This is a genomic window from Streptomyces sp. NPDC027189, from assembly GCF_055566975.1.
Window position 1 is genome coordinate 540,643 of record NZ_JBVHRI010000003.1, and the last position, 23,954, is coordinate 564,596.

At 68.5% G+C, this 23,954-nt stretch carries 20 protein-coding genes and 1 riboswitch; of the genes, 7 read left to right on the forward strand and 13 right to left on the reverse strand.

Annotated elements, in window-relative coordinates; all coding sequences use genetic code 11:
- Positions 1–66: 66 nt before the first annotated feature.
- The gene (locus tag ACZ4RZ_RS10315) at positions 67–798 is read left to right on the forward strand and encodes a rhomboid family intramembrane serine protease (RefSeq protein ID WP_467743541.1); all 732 of its coding nucleotides are present in this window, start codon (positions 67–69) and stop codon (positions 796–798) included.
- Positions 795–1,076: an Lrp/AsnC family transcriptional regulator gene (locus ACZ4RZ_RS10320; protein WP_189190445.1), complete on the forward strand. Its 282-nt coding sequence runs from the start codon at positions 795–797 to the stop codon at positions 1,074–1,076. Before ACZ4RZ_RS10315 ends, ACZ4RZ_RS10320 begins: the two co-directional genes overlap by 4 nt.
- A 112-nt stretch (positions 1,077–1,188) precedes the next feature.
- Here ACZ4RZ_RS10320 and ACZ4RZ_RS10325 read toward each other — a convergent pair whose 3' ends face one another.
- The 6 genes from ACZ4RZ_RS10325 to ctaE all read right to left on the reverse strand — a co-directional run bounded on the left by ACZ4RZ_RS10325 (position 1,189) and on the right by ctaE (position 8,352).
- Complete coding sequence (locus tag ACZ4RZ_RS10325; protein WP_467743542.1) at positions 1,189–2,550, reverse strand: aminotransferase class V-fold PLP-dependent enzyme; 1,362 nt, start codon at positions 2,548–2,550, stop codon at positions 1,189–1,191.
- Between the two features lie 190 nt (positions 2,551–2,740).
- Positions 2,741–2,857, reverse strand: a riboswitch (SAM riboswitch).
- A 101-nt stretch (positions 2,858–2,958) separates the two neighbouring features.
- Complete coding sequence (gene trpD, locus ACZ4RZ_RS10330; protein WP_467743543.1) at positions 2,959–4,023, reverse strand: anthranilate phosphoribosyltransferase; 1,065 nt, start codon at positions 4,021–4,023, stop codon at positions 2,959–2,961.
- A 140-nt stretch (positions 4,024–4,163) separates the two neighbouring features.
- Entirely contained in the window at positions 4,164–5,801 is a 1,638-nt protein-coding gene (gene qcrB / locus ACZ4RZ_RS10335; RefSeq protein ID WP_467743544.1) for a cytochrome bc1 complex cytochrome b subunit, read from the reverse strand.
- Entirely contained in the window at positions 5,798–6,862 is a 1,065-nt protein-coding gene (gene qcrA / locus ACZ4RZ_RS10340; RefSeq protein ID WP_467743545.1) for a cytochrome bc1 complex Rieske iron-sulfur subunit, read from the reverse strand. The genes qcrB and qcrA overlap by 4 nt, the downstream gene beginning before the upstream one ends.
- Positions 6,859–7,668 carry a cytochrome bc1 complex diheme cytochrome c subunit gene (qcrC, locus tag ACZ4RZ_RS10345; RefSeq protein WP_467743546.1) on the reverse strand — a complete coding sequence of 270 codons (810 nt, stop codon included), beginning with the start codon at positions 7,666–7,668 and terminating at the stop codon, positions 6,859–6,861. Before qcrC ends, qcrA begins: the two co-directional genes overlap by 4 nt.
- A gap of 63 nt (positions 7,669–7,731) precedes the next feature.
- Entirely contained in the window at positions 7,732–8,352 is a 621-nt protein-coding gene (ctaE, locus tag ACZ4RZ_RS10350; protein ID WP_467743547.1) for an aa3-type cytochrome oxidase subunit III, read from the reverse strand.
- Positions 8,353–8,530: 178 nt separating this feature from the next.
- Between ctaE and ACZ4RZ_RS10355 the strand changes: the two genes are divergently transcribed.
- The gene (locus ACZ4RZ_RS10355; protein ID WP_467743548.1) at positions 8,531–8,932 is read left to right on the forward strand and encodes a response regulator; all 402 of its coding nucleotides are present in this window, start codon (positions 8,531–8,533) and stop codon (positions 8,930–8,932) included.
- 122 nt (positions 8,933–9,054) lie between these two features.
- Here ACZ4RZ_RS10355 and ACZ4RZ_RS10360 read toward each other — a convergent pair whose 3' ends face one another.
- The 4 genes from ACZ4RZ_RS10360 to ctaC all read right to left on the reverse strand — a co-directional run bounded on the left by ACZ4RZ_RS10360 (position 9,055) and on the right by ctaC (position 13,534).
- Positions 9,055–10,314, reverse strand: coding sequence for a L,D-transpeptidase (locus tag ACZ4RZ_RS10360; RefSeq protein WP_467743549.1), 1,260 nt, complete (start codon positions 10,312–10,314; stop codon positions 9,055–9,057).
- A gap of 126 nt (positions 10,315–10,440) precedes the next feature.
- Positions 10,441–10,839: a cytochrome c oxidase subunit 4 gene (locus ACZ4RZ_RS10365; RefSeq protein ID WP_467743550.1), complete on the reverse strand. Its 399-nt coding sequence runs from the start codon at positions 10,837–10,839 to the stop codon at positions 10,441–10,443.
- On the reverse strand, positions 10,836–12,572 hold the full coding sequence (gene ctaD, locus ACZ4RZ_RS10370; RefSeq protein ID WP_467743551.1) for an aa3-type cytochrome oxidase subunit I: 1,737 nt from the start codon (positions 12,570–12,572) through the stop codon (positions 10,836–10,838). Before ctaD ends, ACZ4RZ_RS10365 begins: the two co-directional genes overlap by 4 nt.
- Positions 12,569–13,534 (reverse strand): aa3-type cytochrome oxidase subunit II, encoded by a 966-nt coding sequence (gene ctaC / locus ACZ4RZ_RS10375; protein ID WP_467743552.1) that lies wholly within the window; start codon positions 13,532–13,534, stop codon positions 12,569–12,571. The genes ctaD and ctaC overlap by 4 nt, the downstream gene beginning before the upstream one ends.
- A gap of 332 nt (positions 13,535–13,866) precedes the next feature.
- Here ctaC and ACZ4RZ_RS10380 point away from each other — a divergent pair, with 332 nt between their 5' ends.
- The gene (locus ACZ4RZ_RS10380) at positions 13,867–15,264 is read left to right on the forward strand and encodes an aminotransferase class V-fold PLP-dependent enzyme (RefSeq protein ID WP_467743553.1); all 1,398 of its coding nucleotides are present in this window, start codon (positions 13,867–13,869) and stop codon (positions 15,262–15,264) included.
- Between the two features lie 73 nt (positions 15,265–15,337).
- On the opposite strand, the gene ACZ4RZ_RS10385 is transcribed toward ACZ4RZ_RS10380, so the two are convergent.
- A complete protein-coding gene (locus ACZ4RZ_RS10385) occupies positions 15,338–16,312 on the reverse strand; it encodes a carbohydrate kinase family protein (RefSeq protein ID WP_467743554.1) in 975 nt (324 codons plus the stop codon).
- A gap of 133 nt (positions 16,313–16,445) precedes the next feature.
- Here ACZ4RZ_RS10385 and ACZ4RZ_RS10390 point away from each other — a divergent pair, with 133 nt between their 5' ends.
- Both ACZ4RZ_RS10390 and ACZ4RZ_RS10395 read left to right on the forward strand, forming a co-directional pair.
- Positions 16,446–16,655, forward strand: a complete 210-nt coding sequence (locus tag ACZ4RZ_RS10390; RefSeq protein ID WP_467743555.1) for a hypothetical protein — start codon at positions 16,446–16,448, stop codon at positions 16,653–16,655.
- A 184-nt stretch (positions 16,656–16,839) separates the two neighbouring features.
- The gene (locus ACZ4RZ_RS10395) at positions 16,840–18,456 is read left to right on the forward strand and encodes a hypothetical protein (protein ID WP_467743556.1); all 1,617 of its coding nucleotides are present in this window, start codon (positions 16,840–16,842) and stop codon (positions 18,454–18,456) included.
- A gap of 123 nt (positions 18,457–18,579) precedes the next feature.
- On the opposite strand, the gene ACZ4RZ_RS10400 is transcribed toward ACZ4RZ_RS10395, so the two are convergent.
- Positions 18,580–18,936, reverse strand: coding sequence for an iron-sulfur cluster assembly accessory protein (locus tag ACZ4RZ_RS10400; protein ID WP_161305473.1), 357 nt, complete (start codon positions 18,934–18,936; stop codon positions 18,580–18,582).
- Positions 18,937–19,284: 348 nt separating this feature from the next.
- On the opposite strand from ACZ4RZ_RS10400, the gene nadA reads away from it, so the two are divergent.
- Positions 19,285–20,469 carry a quinolinate synthase NadA gene (nadA, locus tag ACZ4RZ_RS10405; RefSeq protein WP_467743557.1) on the forward strand — a complete coding sequence of 395 codons (1,185 nt, stop codon included), beginning with the start codon at positions 19,285–19,287 and terminating at the stop codon, positions 20,467–20,469.
- Positions 20,470–20,801: 332 nt separating this feature from the next.
- On the opposite strand, the gene ACZ4RZ_RS10410 is transcribed toward nadA, so the two are convergent.
- Complete coding sequence (locus ACZ4RZ_RS10410) at positions 20,802–23,927, reverse strand: efflux RND transporter permease subunit (protein ID WP_467743558.1); 3,126 nt, start codon at positions 23,925–23,927, stop codon at positions 20,802–20,804.
- Positions 23,928–23,954: the final 27 nt, after the last annotated feature.

Genomic DNA, 23,954 nt, shown 5'->3' on the forward strand with positions numbered 1-23,954 from the left:
CGCTCGGCCGTCCACGGCGGCGAGGCGATCTGTCTGCATGGCACCCGTTACGCCATGCTCTGCACCATGATCAGCAACTGGAGTACGACGGTCGGCAGAGCGATTCGAGGCCACTCGGCGCCGGTGACCTACGGCCTGATCGCCCTGTGCTGCCTGATCTTCGTGATCGGCCCGGCGGCGGGCCTCAATCCGACGTACGGAACCGGGGACGAACTGCTGGTCGCCCAGCGGGCCTACTTCCGGCGCTGGGGCGTGGTGCCCACCGAACTCTTCGACGGCGCGCCCCGCGCGGCGCTCACCCCGGCCACCGCCCTGTTCATCCACGGCAGCTGGCTCCACCTCCTGGGCAACATGCTCTTCTTCTACGTCTTCGGGGCGATGGCCGAGGAACGCATGGGCCACGTGCAGTTCGCCCTCTTCTACATCGGCTGCGGCTATCTCGCGCTGCTCGGCTACGCGGCCGCCAACGCCGAGTCGCCGCAGTCCCTGGTCGGCGCCTCCGGGGCCATCTCCGCGATCCTTGGCGCGTTCCTGTACCTGTTCCCCAAGGCCCGGGTGACCAGTCTCTTCCCGTTTCTCTTCTTCCTGCCGCTGCGCTTTCCCGCCTGGGTGGTGCTGCCGTTCTGGGTGACCCTGCAGTGGCTCGCGGCCGGCCGCGACACATCGGGCCCCGGGGTGGCCTATCTGGCCCATCTGGTGGGCTTCTCGCTGGGGTTCGTCTACGCGTGGGTGAGGTTTGGGCGTACGACTAGAGTGAAGGCCCCAGCGACGGCCCCCGAGGGAGAGAACCAGCTGTGATCACCGCGATCGTCCTCATCAAGACCAGCGTGGACCGGATCCCCGAGATCGCCGAGTCGATCGCCGCGCTGGACAGCGTCAGCGAGGTCTTCTCCGTCACCGGTACGTACGACTTGATCGCGATGGTCCGGGTGAAGGAGCACGAAGACCTGGCGGACGTCATCCCCGGCCGCATCAGCAAGATCCCGGGCGTCGAGGCGACGGACACACACGTGGCGTTCCGTACGTACTCGCAGCACGACCTGGAAGCGGCCTTCGCCATCGGCCTGGACGGCTAGATCGCGCAGTTGCCCGCGGCCCTGAAAAGGGACGCGGGCAACTGCGCGAACGGGGTCTGCGGCGGAGCCCCAGGGACGGGACGACGGGCAGGGGCGGCGGGGGCGAAAACCCTCAGACGGCCGGGACGCAGCGGCCGTCCTCCGTGCGGTACTGCCACTGCGCACCGTCCCGCACCAGTTCCCTCACGGCGCGCACGAAGCGCTCCACGTGCTCGTCGGGCGTCCCCGCCCCGAAGCTGACCCGGATCGCATTGAGGGACTTCTCGCCGGGCGCGGCCTCGGGCGCACCGCACTCGCCCTGAGCCTGGGGATCGCTGCCGAGGAGCGTGCGCACCAGCGGGTGGGCGCAGAAGAGACCGTCGCGCACGCCGATGCCGTACTCGGCGGAGAGCGCGGCGGCGAAGTGCGAGCTGTTCCACCCCTCGACGACGAAGGAGATCACGCCGACGCGCGGGGCGTCGTCGCCGAAGAGGGAGAGGACACGCACCTCGGGCACCTCGGCGAGCCCCGCGCGGACCGTGTCGATCAGGCGCCGCTCACGGGCGACCAGCGTGTCGAACCCGGCCTCGGTCAGCGCCTTGCAGGCCGAGGCGATCGAGTAGGCGCCGATGACGTTCGGAGACCCTGCCTCATGACGGGCGGCACTCTCGTGCCACTCCACGTCCACTCCCCCGTCCTCGCGCCGGGTGACCTTGCGGCTGGCACCGCCGCCGGCCAGGTACGGCTCGGCCTCGCGCAGCCAGTCGGAGCGGCCGGCCAGGACGCCGGACCCGAAGGGCGCGTACAGCTTGTGACCGGAGAAGGCGACCCAGTCGACGTCGAGGTCACGGACGGACACCGGGTGGTGCGGGGCCAGCTGCGCGGCGTCGAGGACGATGCGCGCGCCGTGCGCGTGGGCGGCCGCGGCGAGCTCACGCACCGGCCACAGCTCGCCGGTGACGTTGGACGCGCCCGTGACACAGACCAGCGCCGGACCGTACGGATCCCTGTCCGCGAGCGCGCGCTCCAGGGTCGCGACGGCCTCGCCGGGCGTGCGCGGAGCGTTCAGGTACGTCACCCGGGCGTCCCGCCAGGGCAGCAGCGAGGCGTGGTGCTCGGTCTCGAAGACGAAGACCTGGCAGTCGGCCGGAAGAGTGGCGGCGAGCAGGTTGAGCGAGTCGGTGGTGGAGCGGGTGAAGACGACCTGGTCGCCGTCCCGGCAGTCGAGGAAGTCCGCGACGGTCCTGCGGGCGTTCTCGAAGAGGTCGGTGGACAGCTGCGAGAGGTAGCCGGCGCCGCGGTGGACGCTGCCGTAGTACGGGGCGTACGCGGCGACGTCGTCCCACACCCGCTGCAGGGCCGGCGCGCTGGCGGCGTAGTCGAGGGCGGCGTAGGTGACCTCGCCACCGGTGACGAGCGGGACGGTGACATCCCGGCCCAGAACGGGCAGCGGGGTACAAACGGCCTGGTCGGCGGCAGTGGTGGAGACAGACATGGCGAGCTCCTGTGAGAGGCAGGTGGAATCACCACGCGAGCGGGTACACGGGGGTACGGCTCAGCGCGGGAAAAGGGTGAAAGGGGTGTGCGGAGGCGGGGCTCTACGCCCTATCGCATTCGCTTGCTCACAGAAGGCTCCCTCGAACGACCAGGACCCCTGGGCTGTATCCACTCAAAAGAGGGCGAGGGGTCCGCGCTTGCCGTAGACCTCGCTGCCTACGGCCTGGTCTTCACCCGGGGCACCCCGCCACGGACGGAGGGTTGCCGGACAGTCGGCCGGGGCCTCATGACTGTCGCTCATGACCTGGTACAGCATCTTGCCAGAAGATCTTCGACGCGCAAGGCGCAGTCCAGAATCCGGACTGCGCCCTGCGTCACAGCACGTACGGCCCGCGAGCCGTACGGCTCAGGCGTTGCTGGCCGCCACCCACCGGTCGAGGGTCCTCTTCGCGGCGCCCGAGTCGATGGCGTGCGCCGCCTTCTCCATCCCGGCACGGAGCTGGTCCGGGAGCGGTCCCTCGCCCGGCGACAGGGCCACCAGGGCCGCGGCCGCATTGAGCAGTACCGCGTCCCGTACGGGCCCGGTCTCGCCGTTCAGCAGGCGACGGGCGACGTCCGCGTTGTACGACGCGTCGGCGCCGCGCAGGGCCTCCACCGGGACGAGGTCGATGCCGACGTCGCGCGGGTCGAAGCGCTCCTCGGTCACCTTGCCGTCGCGCACGACCCACACCCGGGAGGTCGATGTGGTCGTCAGCTCGTCGAGGCCGTCGTCGCCGCGGAAGACCAGCGAGGAGTTGCCGCGCTCGGCGAAGACACCCGCCACGATCGGCGCCATGCGCGGATCCGCGACACCCACCGCCTGCGCCCTCACCCGCGCGGGGTTCGTCAGCGGACCGAGGACATTGAACGTCGTCCGGATCCCCAACTGCCCGCGCGCCGCTGCCACGTGACGCAGCGCCGGATGGAACTTCACCGCGAAGCAGAAGGTGATACCGGCCTCCTCGGCCACCTCGACGACCCGCTTCAGGGACAGCTCGAGGTTGACGCCGAGCTTCTCCAGGACGTCCGAGGAGCCGGATGCCGAGGACGCGGCCCGGTTGCCGTGCTTGACGACCTTGGCGCCGGTCCCGGCGACGACGATCGCCGACATGGTGGAGATGTTGACGGTCTTCGCGCCGTCGCCGCCCGTACCGACGATGTCGACGGTCGGCCCCGGCACCTCGATCACATTGGCGTGCTCGTACATCGTCCGGACGAGTCCGGTGATCTCCTCGACGGTCTCGCCCTTGGCCCGCAGCGCCACCACGAACCCGGCGATCTGCGCGTCGGTCGCCTCGCCGCGCAGGATGCGGTCCATCGCCCAGGCGGTGTCGTCCGCGCTCTGGTCACGTCCGTCGAGGAGGCCGTTCAGGACCACGGGCCAGGAACGGCCCGCCGCGATGTCGCCTCCAGCGGGGTTCACAGCGCTCATAAGCCGCTCCTGGGTCCGTCCCGGAAAGGGACTCCTGTAGATGGGAACACCCTATCCAGCCCGGAGGACGGCAAAGAGCCCCCGTCCAGGCAATGGACGGGGGCTCTTGCCGTGGCGATCAATAAGGATCGGTCAGCAGATCAGTGGTGGCCGTGGCCGCTCGTGATCTCCTTGTACTCCTCGACCGTGGGCTTGGGGATCTGGTTGCTCTCCCCGTAGTAGCCCTTGCTGAGCTTGGCGCGCAGCCGCTGCGTGCCCGGCACCTTGCGCTCGACACCGTTCTCGTCGACCGTCGGGCCGATCTCGGCCGGCATGTACTGCTCGTGCGCGGTGAGGGTGTGCAGCGCGTCCTGGCTGAGCGGCTCGTGCACCTCGATGAACTCACCGTGCGGCAGGCGCTTGATGATGCCCGACTCGCGGCCGTGCAGCACCTTGTCCCGGTCGCGGCGCTGGAGGCCGAGGCAGATCCGCTTGGTGGCGATGAACACCAGCACCGGCACGACGAAGAACGCGATCCGGACGAACCAGGTGATCGAGTTGATCGACAGGTGGAAGTGCGTGGCCCAGATGTCGTTGCCACCACCGACGAGCAGCACGAAGTACCAGCTGATCCAGGCGGCGCCGAACGCGGTCCGGGTCGGGACGTTGCGCGGGCGGTCCAGGATGTGGTGCTCGCGCTTGTCGCCGGTGACCCAGGACTCGATGAACGGGTAGACCGCGATCGCGACCAGGACCAGCGGGAAGATCACCAGCGGGATGAACACACCCAGGACGAGCGTGTGCCCCCAGATGTTGATCTCCCAGCCCGGCATGACACGGATCAGGCCCTCGGAGAAGCCCATGTACCAGTCGGGCTGGGCGCCCGTGGACACCTGGTCCGGACGGTAGGGGCCCATGGACCAGATCGGGTTGATCGAGGCGATCGCCGAGATGGCCGCGATGACACCGAAGACCAGGAAGAAGAAGCCTCCGGCCTTGGCCATGTAGACCGGCAGCAGTGGCATGCCGACGACGTTGTTGTTCGTCTTTCCGGGGCCCGCGAACTGCGTGTGCTTGTGGTAGAAGACCAGGATCAGGTGGCCGACCACCAGGCCGAGCATGATGCCCGGCAGCAGCAGTACGTGGACCGAGTAGAAGCGGGCCACGAAGTCGCCGCCCGGGAACTCGCCGCCGAAGAGGAAGAACGACAGGTACGTGCCCACGATCGGCACGGACAGGATCGCGCCCTCCATGAAGCGGACACCGGTACCGGAGAGCAGGTCGTCCGGGAGCGAGTAACCGGTGAAGCCGGTGAACATGCCCAGGACGAACAGCAGGAAGCCGAACACCCAGTTGACCTCACGCGGCTTGCGGAAAGCACCCGTGAAGAACACACGCATCATGTGCACGAACATGCCGGCGAGGAAGATCAGCGCCGCCCAGTGGTGGATCTGCCGGATCAGCAGACCACCGCGCACATCGAAGGAGATGTGCATGGTCGAGTTGAACGCCTCGGACATCAGCTGGCCCTGCAGCGGGACGTAGCTGCCGTGGTACTCCACCTCGTTCATCGACGGGTGGAAGAACAGCGTCAGGTACACACCCGTGAGGATGATGATGATGAAGCTGTAGAGGCAGACCTCACCCAACATGAACGACCAGTGGTCGGGGAAGATCTTGCGCATGTTGGCCTTGGCCAGGGAGTAGATCCCCAGTCGGCCATCGGCCCAGTCGGCTACCCGCTCACCGGCGGGTGCCTTCTCGCGCGAGCGCGAGTCGGAGGTGGTCGCAGTGCTCATCCGCGCTCCCAGAATGCAGGACCGACGGGCACTTCGAAGTCGCTGAGCGCCTCGAGGTAACCCTCATCGTTCACGCCGATGCGCAGCTGCGGCAGAGCGTGACCGGCCGGGCCGAAGATGACTCGGGCACCGTCGGAGAGGTCGAAGGTGGACTGGTGACACGGGCACAGGGCGTGGTGCGTCTGCTGCTCGTACAGGGAGATCGGGCAGCCGACGTGGGTGCAGATCTTCGAGTAGGCCACGATGCCCTGGTAGGACCACTCGAGTTCCTGCTTGTCCTTGATGTTGTCCGGCTGCAGCCGGATGATCATCAGGGCCGACTTGGCGATCTCCTTCTGGAAGTCCTCGTCGTGCTCCTCCAGGCCCTCGGGCTTGGCGAAGGTGAGCGAACCGACGGCGACGTCCGAGGGACGCAGCGGTTCGTTCGTGTTCATGTTGACGAGGAGCTTGCCCTTGGACCACAGCGTGTGGCGCAGCTTCGTGCCGGGCAGCGGGCCGAGGTCGCGCAGCAGCATGACGCCGGAGAGCGGGAACAGGGCCAGCGCGCCGAACATCGTGTTGCGGATCAGCTTGCGGCGGCCGAGCGCGGACTCCTTGGCGCCCTGCTTGAAGTCGGCCAGAACCTTGGCCTTGACCTCGGGCTCCGCCTCGATCGGGTGACGCTCGTCGGCGATCTCCATGTCGGACATCAGGGTGCGGGCCCAGTGGACCGCGCCCGCGCCGATCGAGAACAGCGCCACACCGAGGGTCAGCCCCAGCGCGAAGTTCAGCGCGCTGATGTGCCCGATCGGGAAGACGTAGATCGACCTGTCGTTCGGGATCGCCACGTACGAGGCGATGAAGGCGACGGTGGCCAGCATCGACAGCGTGAACAGCATGGCGACCGCGCGCTCGGACCGCTTGGCGGCCCGCTCGTCGATGTCCTGGACACGGTGCTCGTGGGGCGGCAGCCCGGGGTCCGCGAACGGGTTCGTCTCGTCCGCGACGGCTACCGCGTGACCGTGCTCGTCGGTGGCCCGCTCAGCGGGCACGTTCTCTTCTGGAATGTCTTGGCTACTCATGACTTCTTGGCCTTTGCGGTCCGAGCGGCGACCCAGACGGCGACGGCGATCAGAGTGCCGAGGCCGAAGATCCAGCCGAACAGGCCTTCACTGACCGGCCCGAGGCCGCCCAGTTCGAGACCGCCGGGGCTCTCGGTGTCGTCACCGTTGACCGCGTCGAGGTACGCGATGATGTCCTGCTTGTTCTTCTCCGACAGCGTGGTGTCGGGGAAGGACGGCATGTTCTGCGGGCCGGTCTGCATGGCCTCGTAGATGTGCTTCGGGTCGACACCCTCCAGGCTCGGCGCGAACTTGCCGTGCGTCAACGCACCGCCCTTGCCGGTGAAGTTGTGGCACTGCGCGCAGTTGGTGCGGAAGAGTTCGCCACCCTTGGCGACGTCCGCGCCCTCAGGGCTGACCTGGCTCTTCGTCGGGATCGAGGGACCGGCGCCGAGCGAGGCGATGTACGCCGCGAGCTGGTCGATCTCGGCCTGCGAGTAGATGACCTTCTTCTTCGGGATCTGCGCGCCCGGCTGCTGAGCCGGCATACGGCCGGTTCCGACCTGGAAGTCGACCGCTGCGGCGCCGACGCCCACGAGGCTCGGCCCGTCGGTGGTGCCCTGACCGCCGGTGCCGTGGCAGCTGGCGCAGCCGACGGCGTAGAGCTTCTTGCCCTCGTCGATGGCGAGGGACTGGGCGGTTTCATCGGCCTGCGCCTTGCTCGCGGGTGCGAACGCGGCGTACAGCCCCCCGGTGGCCGCCAGCGCGAGGAGTAGGACGACGACCGCCGCCAGCGGATGGCGTCGTCGTGCGGAGAGCTTTTTCACGGATTACCCCGGTGTCAGGATCTTCTGCGTCGATGCTTCTGGATGTTTCGGGCGGTGGCCCGATTACTTGATCATGTAGATCGTGGCGAAGAGGCCGATCCAGACGACATCGACGAAGTGCCAGTAGTAGGACACGACGATGGCGGCGGTCGCCTGCTCATGGGTGAACCTCCGGGCCGCGTAGGTGCGGCCGAGGACGAACAGGAAGGCGATGAGGCCGCCCGTCACGTGCAGTCCGTGGAAGCCGGTGGTCAGGTAGAACACCGAGCCGTACGGGTCGGAGGAGAGCGAGAGCCCGTCCTTCTTGACCAGTTCGGTGTACTCGAAGACCTGACCGCCGATGAAGATCGCACCCATGATGAAGGTGACGATGAACCACATCCGGAGCTTCTTCACGTCCCCGCGCTCGGCGGCGAAGACGCCGAGCTGGCAGGTCAGGGAGGAGAGCACCAGGATCGTGGTGTTCGTCGCCGAGAACGGGAAGTTCAGGCTGGACGCCATTTCCTTCCAGTGATCCGGCCCGGTCACCGATCGCAGGGTGAAGTACATCGCGAAGAGGGCCGCGAAGAACATCAGCTCGGAACTCAGCCAGATGATGGTTCCGACGCTGGTGAGGTTCGGCCGATTGACCGACGGGTGCGCGTGCCCGGTTTCTACTGTCGTTGCTGTCGCCACGACCGACATTATGTCGGTCGCTTATCCCGCCCTCACCCCGGGGGGTGCCGTTCGGGGTGTTGACGCGGTGTGTCCAGCCCGTATGGCCCATCGAAGGCCTGTCCGAACCGGTGTTGACGAGGTGTTCAAGGGAGTAGCATCCGCGCCATCGGTACCAGTGGTTCCCGACCAAAGACGCGGAGGAACAATGCAGCCGACCGCCACGGTGCTCGTCTACAGCGACGACTCCAACACCCGCGAACAGGTGCGGCTGGCGACCGGGCGCAAGCCCGCTCCGGACGTTCCCTCCGTCGAGTTCATCGAGTGCGCGACTCCCGGCGCCGTCATCAAGGAGCTGGACAGGGGCGGGATCGACGTCTGTGTGCTGGACGGCGAGGCGGTGCCCATGGGCGGCATGGGGGTGTGCCGGCAGATCAAGGACGAGATCTTCAACTGTCCGCCCGTGCTGGTACTCATCGGTCGGCCCCAGGACGCCTGGCTGGCCACGTGGAGCCGTGCGGACGCCGCTGTGACGCTTCCGGTGGACCCCGTGGAGTTCGCCGCCGCTCTGGCCTCTCTGCTGCGGCGTAAGGCTCTTCTCGGCGCCTGAGAACTCGGCTGGTCGGGTGCCTGGGCGACTGCGGGCCGTCGGTGGCTCGTCGCGCCCACACGGCGGAGCCGCACATGTCACAGCCCCGCGCCCCTGACGGGGCGCGGGTGCGCGCCTCGAGCTCACACTGATTCGGGGCGGAGCCTGGCCCTGTCCTGCGGGGGCGGGCCGTCGGGAGTCCCGCCCACCAGGGCGCTGCCCTGGCGCCAGGTCTTCCAATTGAGGTTCCAGTCGCCGAAGCCGTTGTCGAACGGGGCCATCGTGTCGCCGTTGGAGTTCTCGACCTTCACGATGTCGCCCTGGCGCACGTTGTTGAAGAACCACTCGGCGTTGCCGGTGCTCATCCCGGTGCAGCCGTGGCTGACGTTGGAATACCCCTGGTCACCCACGGACCAGGGCGCCGCGTGCACGTACTCGCCGCTCCAGGTGACACGGGTCGCGTAGTACACGGGCAGGTCGTAGGAGTCCGCACTGCCCTCGGCGATGCCGACGGTGGTACCGCGCATCCGTACGAAGTACTGCTTCTCCAGGACGACCTTGACGCCGTTGCGGGTCTCGTAGCCGGGCTTGCCCGTGGTGACGGGGATCGTCTTGATCACCTGGCCGTTGCGGTAGACCGTCATGGAGTGCGCGGAGGCATCCGTGACGGCGATGAGGCGATCGCCCGTGGTGAGCTGCAGGGACTTGGCGTTGCCGCCCCAGAGGCGGTCGGCGATCCTGATGCCCGCGAGGTTGCTGTGCGCCTGGATGGTCGCGTTCACGGGCCAGTAGTCCTTGGGGCGGTAGTGCAGCATCTTGTCGTTCACCCAGTGCCAGGCGCCCTCCGCGGCGGGCACCGAGTCGACCCTGAGGGCGCGCTCGACAATCGTGCGGGCGGCCTTGTCCTTGACGGGGACGCTGAGTTCGGCGGTGACAGGCTGGCCGACGCCGTACTCGCCCGCCTCGGGCCCGAACTTCACGTCCAGCTGCTTCTTGGTCTTGGGCGTGGTGGTGTCGAAGTCGAGGACCTTGCGGCCGGGGGCGCCGCTTCCGTCCTCGGTGCTCACGCGCACCGTGTAGTGGGCCCCTGCGGCCAGCGGTGAGGTGCTGTGCCAGCGGCTGCCGTCGGCAGCGAGTTCGCCCACGACGTAGCGGCCCGAGGCGTCCGTGGCCGTGACGTCGGTGATACGCCCGTCTTCGGTCAGGGCGATGATTTCCAGGGGCTTGTCGGGGTCGACCTTCTGCTTGCCGCTGTTGCCGTTGAAGGTGATCTGTCCCGCCGCGTCGTACGGCTTCGCCGAGAGCGGGTGGTCGTCTGCGCCGCAGGCGGTGACGCCCGCGCCGAGGGCGACCACCAGCGTGGTGCAGCTGACGACCGTGCGGATGCGCGGTGAGTGGTTCATGGCCCCACGCTATGAACGACCGTCAACTACAGCACGGCGAGTGACCCGTGTGAGGGATATGACGTGCGGCAAACGAGGGAGCCCGGACACTCCTGGCGGAGGATCCGGGCTCCCGGGTGGCGCGTGCTACTGCGTGCGGTTCTCACCGTGGTAGTACTCGAAGACCCAGCCCCACAGGCCGATCAGGATGATCGGGGCCGAGAAGTACAGCAGCCACCAGCCGAAGATGACGCCCAGGAATCCGAGCGCGCCACCGACGCCGAGCGTGAGCGGCTGCCAGCTGTGCGGGCTGAAGAAGCCCACCTCGCCAGCCTCGTCCGCGACGTCCGCTTCCTTGTTGTCCTGCGCCAGCGCGTCGACCCGCCGGGCCGTGAAGGCCAGGTAGTAGCCGATCATCATGCTCAGGCCGAAGGCCAGGAAGAGCGCCGTGGTGCCGGCCGGCTCCTTCGACCACACGCCATAGACGATCGCCATGACGAGGATGAAGACGGCCAGCCAGATGAACATCTTGCCTTGGACCTTCACTTGCCGGCCTCCTTGCCACCAGCCAGAGCCGACGTCCCGTGACCGGCGTTCTCGAGCTGGTCGAGAGCGGCGATCTCCGGGTGGTGCAGGTCGAACGCCGGGGATTCACTGCGAATCCGCGGCAGGGTGAGGAAGTTGTGCCGCGGCGGCGGGCAAGAGGTGGCCCACTCCAGCGAACGGCCGTAGCCCCACGGGTCGTCGACGCCGACCGGCTTGCCGTACTTGGCCGTCTTCCACACGTTGTAGAGGAACGGCAGGATCGACAGGCCGAGCAGGAACGAGCTGATCGTCGAGATCGTGTTCAGCGCGGTGAATCCGTCGGCCGCGAGGTAGTCCGCGTACCGACGCGGCATGCCCTCCGCGCCCAGCCAGTGCTGGACGAGGAACGTGCCGTGGAAGCCCACGAACAGCGTCCAGAAGGTGATCTTGCCGAGACGCTCGTCGAGCATCTTGCCCGTCATCTTCGGCCACCAGAAGTGGAAGCCGGAGAACATCGCGAACACCACGGTGCCGAAGACCACGTAGTGGAAGTGCGCCACCACGAAGTACGAGTCCGAGACGTGGAAGTCCATCGGCGGCGAGGCCAGGATGACACCGGTCAGACCACCGAACGTGAAGGTGATCAGGAAGCCGGTGGCCCAGAGCATCGGGGTCTCGAAACTCAAGGACCCCTTCCACATCGTTCCGATCCAGTTGAAGAACTTCACGCCCGTTGGCACGGCGATGAGGAACGTCATGAAGGAGAAGAACGGCAGCAACACACCGCCAGTGACGTACATGTGGTGGGCCCACACGGTCACGGACAGACCGGCGATGGAGATGGTGGCGGCGATGAGGCCCATGTAGCCGAACATCGGCTTGCGTGAGAACACTGGGATGACTTCGGAAATGATTCCGAAGAATGGCAAGGCGATGATGTACACCTCTGGATGGCCGAAGAACCAGAAGAGGTGTTGCCAGAGCAGGGCTCCGCCATTCGCCGCGTCGAAGATATGGGCGCCGAACTTGCGGTCCGCCTCCAGGGCGAGCAGCGCGGCCGCGAGGACCGGGAAGGCCAGCAGGACCAGCACACCGGTCAGCAGCACGTTCCACACGAAGATCGGCATGCGGAACATCGTCATGCCCGGAGCGCGCATGCAGATGATGGTGGTGATGAAGTTGACCGAGCCGAGGATCGTGCCGAATCCGGAGAAGGCCAGACCCATGATCCACATGTCGGCGCCGATGCCCGGCGAGCGGACCGCGTCCGACAGCGGGCTGTAGGCGAACCAGCCGAAGTCGGCCGCGCCCTGCGGGGTGAGGAAGCCGCCGACCGCGATGAGCGAGCCGAACAGGTAGAGCCAGTAGGCGAACATGTTCAGCCGCGGGAACGCCACGTCGGGCGCGCCGATCTGCAGCGGCATGATCCAGTTCGCGAAACCGGCGAACAGCGGCGTCGCGAACATCAGCAGCATGATCGTGCCGTGCATCGTGAACGCCTGGTTGAACTGCTCGTTCGACATGATCTGCAGACCCGGTCGGGCGAGTTCGGCGCGCATGAGGAGCGCCATGACGCCACCGATCATGAAGAACGCGAACGACGTGACCAGATACAGCGTGCCGATCGTCTTGTGGTCAGTGGTGGTGAGCCACTTGATCACGACGTTGCCGGGCTGCTTGCGCCGTACCGGCAGCTCGTTCTCGTACGAGTCTTCGGCTTCGGCGGCACCCTGGGGTTCGTTGAGGATGCTCACAGGTTGTTCGTCTCCCGGTTCTTCTCGTGGCCCGTCTGCTCAATGCCGGCCGGGACGTAACCGGTCTGACCCTTCGCCGCGAGCTCCTTGAGGTGGGCCTCGTAGCGCTCGGGGGAGACGACCTTCACGTTGAAGAGCATCCGGGAGTGGTCGACGCCGCAGAGTTCGGCGCACTTGCCCAGGAAGGTGCCCTCCTTGTTGGGGGTCACCTGGAAGGAGTTGGTGTGGCCCGGGATGACGTCCTGCTTCATCAGGAACGGCACCACCCAGAAGGAGTGGATGACGTCACGCGAAGTGAGGACGAAGCGGACCGTCTTGCCCTTGGGGAGCCAGAGGGTCGGACCGGGGTTGCCCGTCTGCGGGTTCCGCGTACCGGGCGTGCCGACGTCGTAGACACCGCCGGCGTTCGCCGGGAAGTCCGCCTTGAACCGGTCCGGAATGGCGGCCAGGTTCGGGTTGGTCTTCGCGTCCCCGGTGGAACCGGGGACGTCCGCGATGTAATTGAAGCCCCAGCTCCACTGGAAGCCGACGACGTTCACCGTGACGTCGGGCTTCGGGGAGAGGCTGAGGAGCTTCGACTCGTCGCGGGCGGTGAAGTAGAACAGCACCGAGACGATGATGAGCGGGACCACCGTGTACAGCGCCTCGATGGGCATGTTGTACCGGGTCTGCGGAGGAACTTCGACCTTGGTGCGGCTGCGCCGGTGGAACATGGCGCTCCACAGGATCAGGCCCCACACCAGCACGCCGACGGCGAGCGCCGCCGCCCAGGACCCCTGCCACAGGGAGAGGATCCGCGGAGCCTCTTCCGTGACCGGGGTCGGCATACCAAGGCGGGGGAAGTCTTCCCAGTTGTACGAGCAACCGGTGGCTGTCGCCAGGACCAGGCCCGCAGTCATTGCCTGCAGCAGCTTCCGCCGCATCGGGCGCCGCGGCGAGCGGTCGGAGCCGTTGGGACTCACGTAGCGCCTTCCCGAGAGTCTCGCCCGCGCTGTTGGCTGCGGCCTTCTCGCTGGTCGGTCGCCGCCCTGCGTCGGGCAGGGGTTTGGATGTTTATGCGGACCAAACCCTACTGGACGCTATTTGGGGTCGCGCGGGGAGGGTGCCCAACGCGCCGCCGGTCACCCCGAAGGGGTGGGATGCCCGGCTCCGGGGGGCTTTCTGACGGGGGTTTGGGCGCCTCGTAGCCCGGTCAGCCAGGTCCGTCGGCGACTGCGACTCGCCCGTGGCTGATCGCGCCGTTCCCCGCACCCCTTCGGGGCGCTCTCCTTGCCGGAGGATTTAGCGTTGAGGTGTGTCCTACTTCGACTCTGCGTCCGCCGCCCCACTCCACCCCGTCGCCCGGCAGGCCCTGCAGGCCTCGCTCGACGAGGGGTGGGCCGATCCCGCCCGCCTGTACCGGGAGGGACGGCGGGCGCGGCTGCTGCTCGACGCGGCGCGTGAGGCGGCGGCCGAGGCGGTGGGCTGTCGCCCGGACGAGCTGGTCTTCACCTCGTCCGGTACGCGGGCGGTGCACACCGGGATCGCGGGCGCGCTGGCCGGCCGGCGCCGGGTCGGACGCCACCTGATCGTGTCATCGGTCGAACACTCGTCGGTGCTCCATTCGGCAGACGTCCACGAGGCGACGGGCGGTGCGGTGACACGGATCCCGGTCGACCGTGCGGGCCGGGTGTCCCCTTCCGCGTACGCGGACGCCCTGCGCCCCGACACCGCTCTCGCCTGCCTCCAGTCCGCCAACCACGAGGTGGGGACGGAGCAGCCGGTGGCCGCGGCGGCCGAGGCCTGCCGGGCGGCGGGGGTGCCGCTGCTGGTCGACGCGGCACAGTCGCTGGGCTGGGCACGCGTCGAGGGCGACTGGTCCTTGTTGACGGCAAGTGCCCATAAATGGGGTGGGCCTTCGGGCGTCGGGCTGCTCGTCGTACGGAAGGGGACACGGTTCTCTCCCCAAGGCCCCCCGGACGAGCGGGAGTCGGGACGGGCGGCCGGGTTCGAGAACATCCCCGCCGTGGTGGCCGCGGCGGCCTCGCTGCGCGCCGTACGCGCGGAGGCGGCCGCGGAGGCCGGGCGGCTGCGGGAACTGACGGACCGGATCCGTGGGCGAGTACCCGAACTGGTCCCGGACGTGGAGGTGGTCGGCGACGCGGTCCACCGGCTGCCGGGGATCGTCACCTTCTCCTGTCTCTATGTCGATGGGGAGACACTGCTGCACGAACTGGACCGGGAGGGCTTCTCGGTCTCCTCCGGTTCGTCCTGCACGAGCAGCACGCTGACGCCCAGCCATGTCCTGAAGGCCATGGGCGTCCTGAGCGAGGGCAACGTCCGCGTGTCGCTGCCGCCGGGCACGGCGGGAGAGGACGTCGACCGCTTCCTGTCGGTCCTGCCCGGTGCCGTTCTGGCGGTCCGCGAGAAGCTGGGGGCCCCGGCGGCGCCGACGAAGACGTCCGTGGCCGCCGACACCCTCGTCGTGGACGCGCTGGGCAAGCGGTGCCCGATCCCGGTGATCGAGCTGGCGAAGGTCATCGGGGATGTGCCGGTGGGCGGGACCGTACGTGTCCTCTCCGACGACGAGGCGGCCCGGCTCGACATCCCGGCGTGGTGCGAGATGCGGGGGCAGGAGTACGTGGGTGAGGAGCCGGCGGAGAGGGGGACGGCCTACGTGGTGCGGCGGCTGGCCTGGGCGGGCCCGGAGTGAAGGGGTACGGGTACCCCTTCGCCCGGAGTGAAGGGGTACGGGTACCCCTTCACTCGAAGGGTGGACGAGCGGGTCAGGCCAGGTGTGCCCGGACCTCGGCGGCGGCCTCGTGGCCGTAGGCCTTGGTGAAGCGGTCCATGAAATGGGCGCGGCGGAGCTGGTACTCCTGGGTGCCGACCGTCTCGATGACCAGCGTGGCGAGCATGCAGCCGACCTGGGCGGCGCGCTCCAGCGGGACGCCCCAGGCGAGGCCGGAGAGGAAGCCCGCGCGGAACGCGTCGCCGACGCCCGTGGGGTCGGCCTTGCGCTCCTCCTCCGGGCAGCCGACCTCGATGGGCTCCTCGCCCGCCTGCTCTATGCGCACGCCCTGTGCGCCGAGGGTCGTCACACGGTGCCCGACCTTGCCCAGGATCTCCTCGTCCGTCCAGCCGGTCTTGGACTCGATGAGCCCCTTCTCGTACTCGTTCGAGAAGAGGTACGTCGCCCCGTCCAGCAGTATCCGGATCTCGTCGCCGTTCATCCGGGCGATCTGCTGCGAGAAGTCGGCCGCGAAGGGAATCGTGCGGGAGCGGCACTCCTCGGTATGGCGGAGCATCGCCTCGGGGTCGTCCGCGCCGATCAGGACCAGGTCGAGGCCGCCGACCCGGTCCGCGACGGCCTTCAGCTCGATGAGGCGGGCCTCGCTCATCGCGCCCGTGTAGAAGGAGCCGATCTGGTTGTGGTCGGCGTCGGTGGTGCACACGAAGCGCGCGGTGTGCAGCACCTCGGAGATGCGGACCGAGTCGGTGTCGACGCCGTGGCGGTCCAGCCACGCGCGGTACTCGTCGAAGTCGGAACCCGCCGCCCCGACCAGGATCGGCCGGGTGCCGAGCTGGCCCATGCCGAAGGCGATGTTCGCGCCGACCCCGCCCCGGCGTACGTCGAGGTTGTCGACCAGGAAGGAGAGGGAGACCGTGTGCAGCTGATCCGCGACCAGCTGGTCGGCGAATCGGCCGGGGAAGGTCATGAGGTGGTCGGTGGCGATGGAGCCGGTGACTGCGATACGCACGGCTAGGACACGCTCCTGCGAGGGGAGGGGATTGACAGTTCACGCTACCCGGTCCGCGCGGGCCCGCTGAAGCGGGCAAAACTACCCGATAGTAGATCTTTCTTCGCAACGGCAACCTGCATACGGTTCCGGTATGACGAACCTCAAGGTCCACGGCTCCGCTCCGCTCGACCTCGAAGGCGATCTGGCGTCGCTGCGCGGCGACTGCGCCAGGATGGCCCCGCACTGGTCGGCTCCCGCCCCGGTCACTTCCCTCCCGGTGTCTCCTTCACGCATCCACGGGGTGACCGTGCCGCCGACTTCCGCGCGGCTGCTGGACGCGATGTCCGACTACGGCGACTGATCCGCGTACGGCCGTCCGGGCGGCGCCGAACGGGGGAATTCGGCGAGCGCTCGCAGGGAACCGCGCGCTCCCCCGCTGCGTCCCATCGCTGTCCCCCGTAATGGGGATGCGGTATACGACCGTCAGTGCCCATATTCGACAGGGCCGGGTCATGGGACAGCAGTGAAGCCGAAGGAGCGATGCGGTGAGCACCGAGCGACCCGACAACGACGCGACCGATCCCGCCGAGGGTCCTGCCGTGGGTCCTGCCGACGGTCCCGCCGAGGGCGCCGAGCCGGGCACACCGCGCCGTCGTCATTCCCCGGTGGTCGTCGCCTCGGTCGCGGCCGCGGTCCTGCTGGTCGGGGGCGGCGGGGCGTACTTCGCGGCCACCGCGTCCGGCGGGAACGGCCGCAGCGGCTCGGGCGCCCCCGGCGGCGACGGCACTCCCCCGCCGCTCGCCCTCGACGGCTACTCCGAGGGAACCACGAGCGGTACGGGCGGCACGAACGGCATCGCGCCCGGCGAGCCCAACCCGTACGGCGCGACCTACCACGCGGACGGCAAGCTGCCCGGCGGCCCGGACTCGGCGCCCGTGTACTGGGCCAAGGGCGAGGTGACGAAGGCGGAGGTGGCCCGGCTCGCGAAGGCCCTCGGCGTGGCGGGAACGCCGAGGCTGGTCGGCGACGGCTGGACGGTCGGCTCAACGAAGGACGGTTCGGAACCGAACCTGCGAGTGAGTCTGAACGCGCCGGGCACCTGGACCTTCAGCTCGTATGTGCCGGGGACCGACAACTGCCCCAAGGGCAAGCGCTGTGTACCCGTCGGGTCCAGCGGCCTGGCGGGTCTGCGCCCTGGGGCGGTGAGCGAGGAGGAGGCCAAGAAGGCGGCCGCTCCGGTGCTGAAGGCCGTCGGCCAGGACGACGCGAAGCTGGACGCGAGCCAGCTCATGAGCGACGACCGGGTACGTGTGGTGAACGCGGACCCGGTGGTCGGCGGGCTGCCGACGTACGGCTGGACCACCGGTCTCCAGGTCAACTCCGAGGGCAAGGTCTTCAGCGGCAGCGGCCAGTTGAAGGCGCCGGTGAAGGGTGACAGCTACCCCGTCATCAGTGCGCGGAAGACCTTGGACCTGATGAACGGGTCGGCGTCCGCGTCGGGCGGCGGGCGCAAGGGCATCGGCGGCTGCGCCAGCCCCGTACCGCTGAAGGACCGGGACGAGATGCCGTGCGAGCATTCGACGGTGACGCCGGCGCCTCAGGCGGTGACCGTCGAGAAGGCCACCTTCGGGCTGGCGACGCACTACGCGAACGGGCGGCAGACGCTGGTGCCGTCCTGGCTGTTCCAGGTACGGACGCAGGGTGCGGACGACAGCTTCACGGTGACGCATCCGGCCGTCGACCCGCAGTATCTGACCTCACCGACGGCCCCCGGGCAGCCGTCCGTCCAGCCCAGCCCCACGCCGACCGCGCCGGGCGACGAACCGACCGCGGCGCCGACGTCGCGCGACGTCAAGGTGCAGGGCTACACCGTCGACGGGAAGGACCTGACGGTCAGCTTCACGGGCGGAGTGTGCGCGGACTACTCGGCTTCGGCGAGCGAGAGCTCGGACAAGGTGACCGTCACGGTGACCGAGAAGCCCTGGCCGGACAAGATCTGCATCCTGATCGCCAAGATCTACGAGAAGACCGTCCACCTGGACAAGCCGCTCGGCGACCGCAAGGTCGTGGGATCGGACGGCAAGGAGATCCCCGAGGGGAAGGTGCCCGGCGCCTCGCTGCAGTCGCCGTCGGGCGCTCAGAAGTCGGTGCAGCCCCAATAGCGGCCGCGGCGCTCCGGATACGCGAAGGCGGCGTCCCTGTCGGAGGGGGACGCCGCCTTCGTACGCGTTCAGCCGGACGTGCTCAGCCGTGCGCCGGGGGCTCGGCGCCGGTCAGCCGGGGGCTTAGCTGAAGGAGTCGCCGCAGGCGCAGGAGCCCGTCGCGTTCGGGTTGTCGATCGTGAAGCCCTGCTTCTCGATGGTGTCCACGAAGTCGATGGACGCGCCGCCCAGGTAGGGGGCGCTCATGCGGTCGGTGACGACCTTGACGCCGCCGAAGTCCTTGACGACATCGCCGTCGAGGGAGCGCTCGTCGAAGAAGAGCTGGTAGCGCAGGCCGGAGCAGCCGCCGGGCTGAACTGCGACGCGCAGCGCCAGGTCTTCGCGGCCTTCCTGGTCGAGCAGGGCCTTGACCTTGGCAGCGGCGGCGTCGGACAGGATGATGCCGTCGCTCACGGTGGTGGTCTCGTCCGATACGGACATCTGCTTCTCTCCCGGGTTGTACGGAGACTGCTTGCCGACGGTTGCAACCGGCGGGGCCGCGGATTCATTCCGGGCCGAGCGCTTGTCTTTTGCCTTCGCTCTTCATGCTCGCACATGCGCCCACGCACGAACACTGACCTGTGGACAAGCCCACGGACAACCCGGCCTTCACCTGTATGTCACCTGCCGTAGAGGCGACCGGGATTCACGTCACATCGACGCTATGGACATCGTCAACGTGACGTGAAGCGGTTATGATAGATAGCGTCAATTCGACGAAAAGGCATCGTTCCGCCGGGCCCGCTCCCTACGAGCCCGGCGAGCCGCAGAACAGAAAGGGTGCGTGTCGTGACCACCGCCCAGACCCAGGAGCTCGACGTACAGCCGACGCCCCTCGCCCTGCTGCTGCTCGGCCGCGAGGCCGACCCGAGGAGCGAGCGGGGCGTCGAGTGTCCCGGCGACCTGCCCTCGCCGTCCGACCCGGACCTGGTGGAGCGCGCCCGCGCGGCCAAGGAGAAGCTCGGGGACAAGGTCTTCGTGCTCGGCCACCACTACCAGCGCGACGAGGTCATCCAGTTCGCGGACGTCACGGGCGACTCCTTCAAGCTGGCCCGGGACGCGGCCGCGCGCCCGGAGGCCGAGTACATCGTGTTCTGCGGTGTGCACTTCATGGCGGAGTCGGCGGACATCCTGACGAGCGACGGCCAGAAGGTCGTGCTGCCGGACCTCGCCGCGGGCTGCTCGATGGCCGACATGGCCACCGCCGAGCAGGTCGCCGAGTGCTGGGACGTGCTCACCGAGGCCGGGATAGCCGAGCAGGTCGTACCCGTCTCGTACATGAACTCGTCCGCGGACATCAAGGCGTTCACGGGTAAGCACGGGGGCACGATCTGCACGTCGTCGAACGCCCAGCGGGCCCTTGAGTGGGCCTTCGAGCAGGGCTCGAAGGTGCTCTTCCTGCCCGACCAGCACCTCGGCCGCAACACGGCGGTCCGCGACATGGGCATGTCCCTCGACGACTGCGTCGTCTACAACCCGCACAAGCCGAACGGCGGGCTGACGGCGGAGCAGCTGCGGAACGCGAAGATGATCCTGTGGCGGGGGCACTGCTCGGTCCACGGCCGCTTCTCGCTGGACTCGGTGAACGACGTCCGCGAGCGGATCCCGGGTGTGAACGTCCTCGTCCACCCCGAGTGCAAGCACGAGGTCGTCGCGGCGGCGGACTACGTGGGGTCCACGGAGTACATCATCAAGGCCCTGGAGGCGGCTCCGGCCGGCTCGAAGTGGGCGATCGGCACGGAGCTGAATCTCGTACGGCGGCTCGCGAACCGTTTCGCGCCCGAGGACAAGGAGATCGTCTTCCTCGACAAGACGGTGTGCTTCTGCTCGACGATGAACCGCATCGACCTGCCGCACCTGGTGTGGACCCTGGAGTCGCTCGCCGAGGGCAACCTGGTCAACCGCATCGAAGTGGACCGCGAGACGGAGCAGTTCGCCAAGCTGGCGCTGGAGCGGATGCTGGCGCTGCCGTAACGCTCGCGCTGTGCGTACGCCGATGGGGTGTCCCTCTTGCCGAGGGGCACCCCATCGCCTGTGTACGCCTCGGCGCCCACGCCGCAGGGCGGCTTCGGTCGTGCGCGGGTGCGGGGCCCCGGCCGCTGCGGGGCCGGGCTTGTCCGCACCCACCCGCCCTTCAGAGAACTCCGGGACACTGCGTGGCCCCTGGCCCTCAGTAACCCGAGGCCCTGCCCGCACGGTCGTGCGGGCAGGGCCTCAGTGCTTGTGGCACGGGCCTGAGCCCATCGGGCGCGGGTGGGTGGCGACGGGCCGGCGCGAAGCAGCCGGCCCCGCGTCCGATCCGCTGCCTAGACCCCCGCCGGTTCCGGTTCCTCCGCCTCCGTCGGCGAAGACGGGACCCCTGCCTTCGCCGCTCGCTTCGCCGCCTTCTTCTTCGCCCGGCGCTCCTTGCGGAGTTCGATCACCGTGTACAGCGTCGGGACCAGCAGCAGCGTCAGCAGGGTCGACGTGATCAGGCCGCCGATGACGACCACGGCCAGCGGCTGGGCGATGAAGCCGCCCTCGCCGGTGACGCCCAACGCCATGGGGAGCAGGGCGAAGATGGTCGCCAGGGCCGTCATGAGGATCGGGCGCAGCCGGTGGCGGCCGCCCTCGATGACCGCCTCGAGCGTGCCGTAGCCCTGTCGTCGGTACTGGTTGATCAGGTCGATCAGCACGATCGCGTTCGTCACCACGATGCCGATGAGCATCAGCATGCCGATCATCGCCGGGACACCCATCGGGGTACCCGTGGCGACCAGCAGGCCGATCGCGCCCGTCGCCGCGAAGGGGATCGAGACGAGCAGGATGAGCGGCTGCACCAGCGAGCGGAAGGTCGCGACCAGCAGCATGAAGACGATCGCGATCGCCGCCAGCATCGCCAGCCCCAGGGAGGCGAACGCGTCGTCCTGGTTCTGGGACACCCCGCCGATCTCCGCCGTGGCACCCGCGGGGAGCTTCAGCGCCTTCAGCTTCGAGGTGAGGTCGGCGCTGACCGCACCGGTGTTGTCGCCGGTGGGCTTCGCCGTGATCGTGGCGGCCCGCTGACCGTCGATCCGGGTCATCGAGACCGGACCGTCGACCAGCTTCACGTCCGCGATGTCACCCAGCTTCACGGCACCCAGCCGGAGGTTCTTCAACTGGTCCAGCGTCTTGGCCGGCTTCGCCGACTTGATGACGACGTCCCGCTCGGTGTCGTCCAAGATCGCCTTGCCGCTGGTGGTGCCGCGCACCGCCTCGGTCACGGCCGCGCCGAGCGTGGTGTCGTTGAAACCGGCCGCCGCGGCCTTGGAGTTGGCCTTGACCGAGATGCGCGGCACGCTCTGCGCCAGGTCGCTGGTCACGTCCGTGACGTCGTCCAGCTTGGCGACCTCGTCACGGACCTGGTCGGCCGCCTTGCGCAGCACGCCCGCGTCGGCCGCCTTCACGACGACGCTCAGGTCCTGGTTGCCGAACCCGTCTCCGGCCGAGACCGTGGTCGTACCGATCCCGGAGAGCTTGCCGAGGCCGTCCTCGATACGGCTCTGGACATCGTCGTACGACGCCGAGTCGTCCAGCATCACCTGGTACGAGGCCTGGTTGGTGTCCGTGCTGCCGCCGAAGGCGGCCATGAAGCCGGAGGAACCGACCGTGACCTGGTAGTCCTTGACGCCCTTGACGCCGTCCAGCAGCTTCTCGACCTTCTTCGCCTGCGCGTCGGTCGCCGCCAGGCTGGTGCCCGGCTTCAACTCCTGCTTGACGGTGAGGACTTCCTGGTCGCCCTGGTCGAAGAAGTTCGTCTTCAGCAGAGGCGCCATGCCGAACGTGCCGACGAGGATCGCGACCGCGATCAGCACGCTCGTCAGACGGCGCCGGGTCGCGAAGCGCAGAACGGGAACGTAGAAACGCTGCAGACGGCTGCGCGCCTCCTTCTCCTCCGCCTTGCGCCGGGCCTCGTCCGCGTCGGCCGGGGTGCCCTTGGGGGCGCGCAGGAACCAGTACGACAGAACGGGCACGACCGTCAGCGAGACGAGCAGCGAGGCGAGCAGCGCCGCCGTGACCGTCAGGCTGAAGGAGCCGAACAGCTCGCCCACCATGCCGCCGGTCAGGCCGATCGGGAGGAACACCGCGACCGTCGTCAGGGTCGACGCCGTGACCGCGCCCGCGACCTCGCGGACCGCCTTGAGGATCGCCTCCTCGCGCTCCTCGCCGTAGCCGAGGTGCCGCTTGATGTTCTCCAGGACGACGATCGAGTCGTCCACGACGCGGCCGATGGCGATGGTGAGCGCGCCGAGCGTGAGCATGTTGAGCGACAGGTCGCGGGTCCACAGCACGATCAGGGCCAGGACCACCGACAGCGGGATCGAGACCGCCGTGACCAGCGTCGAGCGGATCGACGCCAGGAAGACCAGGATGACCAGGACCGCGAAGAGCAGGCCCAGCGCGCCCTCCGTGGTCAGGCCGTCGATGGACTTCGACACCGCCGGGCCCTGGTCGCTGACGACGGTGATCGTCGCTCCGGTCCCCAGGTCCTTGCGCATGCCGGGCAGCTTGTCCTTGACCGCGTCGGAGATGGCGACCGCGCTGCCGTCGTGGTCCATGGTGACGTTCACGGCGAGGCTCGGCCGGCCGTCCGTCCGCGTGATGGAGTCGGCCTTGGACTGCTCCTGCTTGACGCCCGCGACGGCACCGAGGCGCACCGGCTTCTTCCCCTGGGCGCCCGTGACCATCAGGTCCTGGATCTGCTTCAGGGAGGTGAAGCCCCCGCCGACCTGGACGGTGCGGTTGCTGCCGTCCTCGTCGAAGGAGCCGGCGGGGACGGTCGCGCCGCCCGCCTGGAGGGCCTGGCCGAGCGCGGCGGAGGTGAGGCCGGCCTTCGCCATCTTCTTGTCGTCGGGCGTGACGGTGACCTGCACGTCGCGTACGCCGTCGACCGTCACCTGGCCGACGCCGTCGATGTCCTTCAGGTCGGGCACGACGGTCCGGTCGAGCTGGTCGGACAGGGCCTGCTGGTCCTTGTCCGAGGTGACGGCGAGGACGACGGTCGGGATGTCGTCCGTCGAACCGGCGATGACCTGCGGGTCGACGTCGTCCGGGAGCTGCACGCGGGCGCGGTTGACGGCCTGCTGGACGTCGGCGACGAGCTGCTTGGTGTCGTTGCCGTAGTCGAAGGACGCCATGATCACGGCGTTGCCCTCACTGGCCGTGGACGTGACACCGGTGATGCCGTCGACCGCTTCGAGGGTGTCCTCGATGGGCTCGACGACCTGCTTCTCCACCACGTCGGGAGACGCGCCCTGGTACGGCGCGAGCACGGACACCATGGGCAGTTCGATGGTGGGCAGCAGCTGCTGCTTGAGCTGGGGGATCGCGATCGCTCCGAAGGCGAGCGCGATGATCGAGATCAGCCCTATGAGGGCCCGTTGCGCGAGGCTGAATCTGGACAGCCAGGACATGAGTGGCGGGTCTCTCTTCTGTGGCTT

Bases quoted from the DNA above. Each gene is read 5' to 3' on its own strand.
- ACZ4RZ_RS10315 (WP_467743541.1), top strand. From the start codon at position 67: ATGATCAGCAACTGGAGTACGACGGTCGGCAGAGCGATTCGAGGCCAC.
- ACZ4RZ_RS10325 (WP_467743542.1), bottom strand. From the start codon at position 2,550: ATGTCTGTCTCCACCACTGCCGCCGACCAGGCCGTTTGTACCCCGCTG.
- trpD (WP_467743543.1), bottom strand. From the start codon at position 4,023: ATGAGCGCTGTGAACCCCGCTGGAGGCGACATCGCGGCGGGCCGTTCC.
- qcrB (WP_467743544.1), bottom strand. From the start codon at position 5,801: ATGAGCACTGCGACCACCTCCGACTCGCGCTCGCGCGAGAAGGCACCC.
- qcrA (WP_467743545.1), bottom strand. From the start codon at position 6,862: ATGAGTAGCCAAGACATTCCAGAAGAGAACGTGCCCGCTGAGCGGGCC.
- ctaE (WP_467743547.1), bottom strand. From the start codon at position 8,352: ATGTCGGTCGTGGCGACAGCAACGACAGTAGAAACCGGGCACGCGCAC.
- ACZ4RZ_RS10355 (WP_467743548.1), top strand. From the start codon at position 8,531: ATGCAGCCGACCGCCACGGTGCTCGTCTACAGCGACGACTCCAACACC.
- ACZ4RZ_RS10360 (WP_467743549.1), bottom strand. From the start codon at position 10,314: ATGAACCACTCACCGCGCATCCGCACGGTCGTCAGCTGCACCACGCTG.
- ACZ4RZ_RS10390 (WP_467743555.1), top strand. From the start codon at position 16,446: ATGACGAACCTCAAGGTCCACGGCTCCGCTCCGCTCGACCTCGAAGGC.
- ACZ4RZ_RS10400 (WP_161305473.1), bottom strand. From the start codon at position 18,936: ATGTCCGTATCGGACGAGACCACCACCGTGAGCGACGGCATCATCCTG.
- ACZ4RZ_RS10410 (WP_467743558.1), bottom strand. From the start codon at position 23,927: ATGTCCTGGCTGTCCAGATTCAGCCTCGCGCAACGGGCCCTCATAGGG.